Here is a 2,700-nt window from a genome sequence, read left to right on the forward strand (position 1 = left end):
TACGGGAATAGATGGCAGAGTTGATGCCGATCAGATTTCCGGCAGCATCGACCAGGGCACCTCCGGAATTGCCGGGATTGATCGCGGCGTCGGTCTGGATGAAGTCCTCGAAGGTATTGATACCGAGGTGAGTCCGCCCGAGCGCCGAAACGATGCCCATTGTCACGGTCTGGCCGACACCGAAGGGATTGCCGATGGCGAGCACGACATCGCCCACGTGGAGTTGCTCGGGGTGCCCGAAGGTAATGGCATGAAGCCTGCCATCCGCCTTGATCTGCAGCACCGCGAGATCGGATTCCGGGTCGCGTCCGACGATTCGGGCGGGCAGTTTGCGCCCGTCTTCGAGGGCAACTTCGATCTCGTCGGCAGCCTCGACGACGTGGTTGTTGGTCAGCACATAGCCTTCGGCCGATACGATGACGCCCGAGCCAAGCCCGGAAGCGCGTTGCTGCGGACGGCTGTCCAGGCGGTCGCCGAAGAAGTGGCGAAATAGCGGGTCGTCGGCAAAGGGATGGCGCTGGGCTTTCACTTCCTTGCTGGTGAAGATATGCACCACCGACGGCAAGGCATGCCGGGCCGCATCGGCGTAGGATGCCACGGGCCTGCCGACCGACCCGTTCGCAGGCATGGCGGCTTCCTGAATCGTGACGGCGGGCAGCACCGGACGCTCGCCGATCCATTCCGGTTTGAGCGTGCTGACCACGAACAAGAGCGCCACCGAGATGGTGACAGCTTGGGCAAAGATCATCCACAAGCGATGCATCGTAAAATCCGCCATCGGCGCGCGCAGGCGCCTTCAAATTGCTGAAAATTCACAAGGGAAAGCAGCGATGGAACGAGCTGAAATGCAGCGTTATCTGGATCGCCTGCTGGAGGTCGAGCGCTTCAAGGATTATTGCCCAAACGGCTTGCAGGTGGAAGGTCGGGCAACCGTCAAGCGGCTTGTCTGCGGCGTCACCGCCAGTCAGATGCTGCTGGATGCCGCAGTGGAAAGACGCGCGGATGCAGTACTGGTGCATCACGGCTATTTCTGGCGCGGGGAAGACGGACGCATAACCGGCTTGCGCAAGAAACGGCTGGCGACCTTGCTTGCCAATGACATCAGTCTGTTTGCCTACCACCTACCCCTCGATGCCCATCCCCAACTCGGCAACAACGCCCAACTGGGCCGATTGATGGGTTGGCTGCCGGAAGGACGTTTCGGCGATCAGGATATCGGCTGGGTTGGACGATTGCCGCAGCCGGTCACGCTCGGGGCGCTGACCCTCAGTCTCGCCGCCCGTCTGGGCCGCGAGCCACTGATGCTCGGCGAGCCTGAGCGGATCGTCGAGCGGATAGGCTGGTGCACCGGCGGCGCCCAAGGGTATTTCGAGCAGGCGATTTCGTGTGGAGTGGATTGCTTCGTCTCGGGTGAAGCGTCGGAGCCGACGACGCACCAGGCCCGCGAATCGGGAGTTGCGTATCTGTGCGTCGGACACCACGCCAGCGAACGTTACGGCGTGCAGGCGCTCGGCGCGCATCTGGCGGAAGCTTTCGGCATCGAAGTCGAGTTCGTCGAAGTGCCGAATCCGGTTTGACGGAATCGGCAGCGGCGCTCAGGCCTCTTGCGTGGCCTGCTGCGGCGCGGGAGTCATCTCCGCAAGAGTCAGTTCAGGAGCCGGTTTGTAAGTGCCCAGCTCCTCGTCGAGGATGGCGAGCAGAAGGAGCAACTCCTCCACGACACTCAGAGGGAAACCCTGACGAGTGCCATTCCGGTTATCCCGCAGAATCTGGTGGATGTATATCTGCGCCTCCTGGGTTCCCCACTGCTCCTGCAGCCGCTGACAGACGTGGGGAATCTGCTCGACGGTGTCGAGCGTCGAACGGACGCTGCTGAAGTCGTTCCAGCTGATCATTTTGACGTTGAAGGTCTTGTTCAACTGGCGCGTCAGCACCTCGAACTCGGCTCGCATGCCCGCAACGTGATAGACCTCCAGCAGTTTCAGCCAAGGCTTGACCGCCTGCCGAGGGTTGTTGCGAATGTAGTCGGCGAGCGTTTCGGCCGCACCCTGGGTACGACCGAAGGACATCATGATTTCCGCCAGTTCCAGCGCGGAATCCTGCTCATCCACCGTTTCGTCGAAGGGAATCGGATGCGCCGGAGCAAAGGTCGGCTCGGCCCATTCGCCGGAATTGTCAGCCGGCGGTGGCACGACCGCATGCTGGACAGGCGGCATCGCCCGTGCCTCTTCAGGCGCCGCGGAAATGAGCGCTCGGTCCGTCGTGGAAGGCGGAGCACTGATCCGGAAATCGGGCTGAGTGGTTGGCTCCATGGCCTCGACGGGCTCCGCGGGACGCCTGCGGCGCAGCCAGATCAGCGCGCCGCCGCCCAGCAATACGGCGAGCACGCCGGCGAGCGGGTAAGCCCATTCTTTGACCTGCGCCAGGATGCCCTCAGGCCCTGACGTCCGAACCGGCACAGGCGACGCCACGGGTTTGACGGCTGCCGCGGGCGGCAAAGCCGTATCGTCGAGCTGCGCCACCCTCTCCTTCAGAAGCGCTTGATATTCCTCCAGACGCTTGATCTTCTCGTTGACCTCGAGCTGGGCGGCGATCCGGTCGTCAATCTCGGTCAGCGTGCGCTGCTCCTGACGGAGCTGCTGTCGGGGACCGTCGGCCTCGTCGCCCGACGGCGGGTTGGCAAGCAAGAGGCTCATCCGC

At 63.0% G+C, this 2,700-nt stretch carries 2 protein-coding genes and 1 pseudogene; 1 reads left to right on the plus strand and 2 read right to left on the minus strand.

What is annotated here, in order from left to right:
• Positions 1-763: trypsin-like peptidase domain-containing protein (locus tag Q1M07_RS12040; protein ID WP_300454129.1), on the minus strand; the 763-nt coding region annotated here is incomplete at its 3' end.
• Between the two features lie 67 nt (positions 764-830).
• Between Q1M07_RS12040 and Q1M07_RS12045 the strand changes: the two genes are divergently transcribed.
• The gene (locus Q1M07_RS12045; protein ID WP_300454130.1) at positions 831-1,577 is read left to right on the plus strand and encodes a Nif3-like dinuclear metal center hexameric protein; all 747 of its coding nucleotides are present in this window, start codon (positions 831-833) and stop codon (positions 1,575-1,577) included.
• Between the two features lie 18 nt (positions 1,578-1,595).
• On the opposite strand, the pseudogene Q1M07_RS12050 reads toward Q1M07_RS12045, so the two are convergent.
• Positions 1,596-2,700 (minus strand): annotated as a pseudogene (locus Q1M07_RS12050) (hypothetical protein); the annotation flags it as partial.

Source organism: Accumulibacter sp. (assembly GCF_029255285.1).
GTDB lineage: Bacteria > Pseudomonadota > Gammaproteobacteria > Burkholderiales > Rhodocyclaceae > Accumulibacter.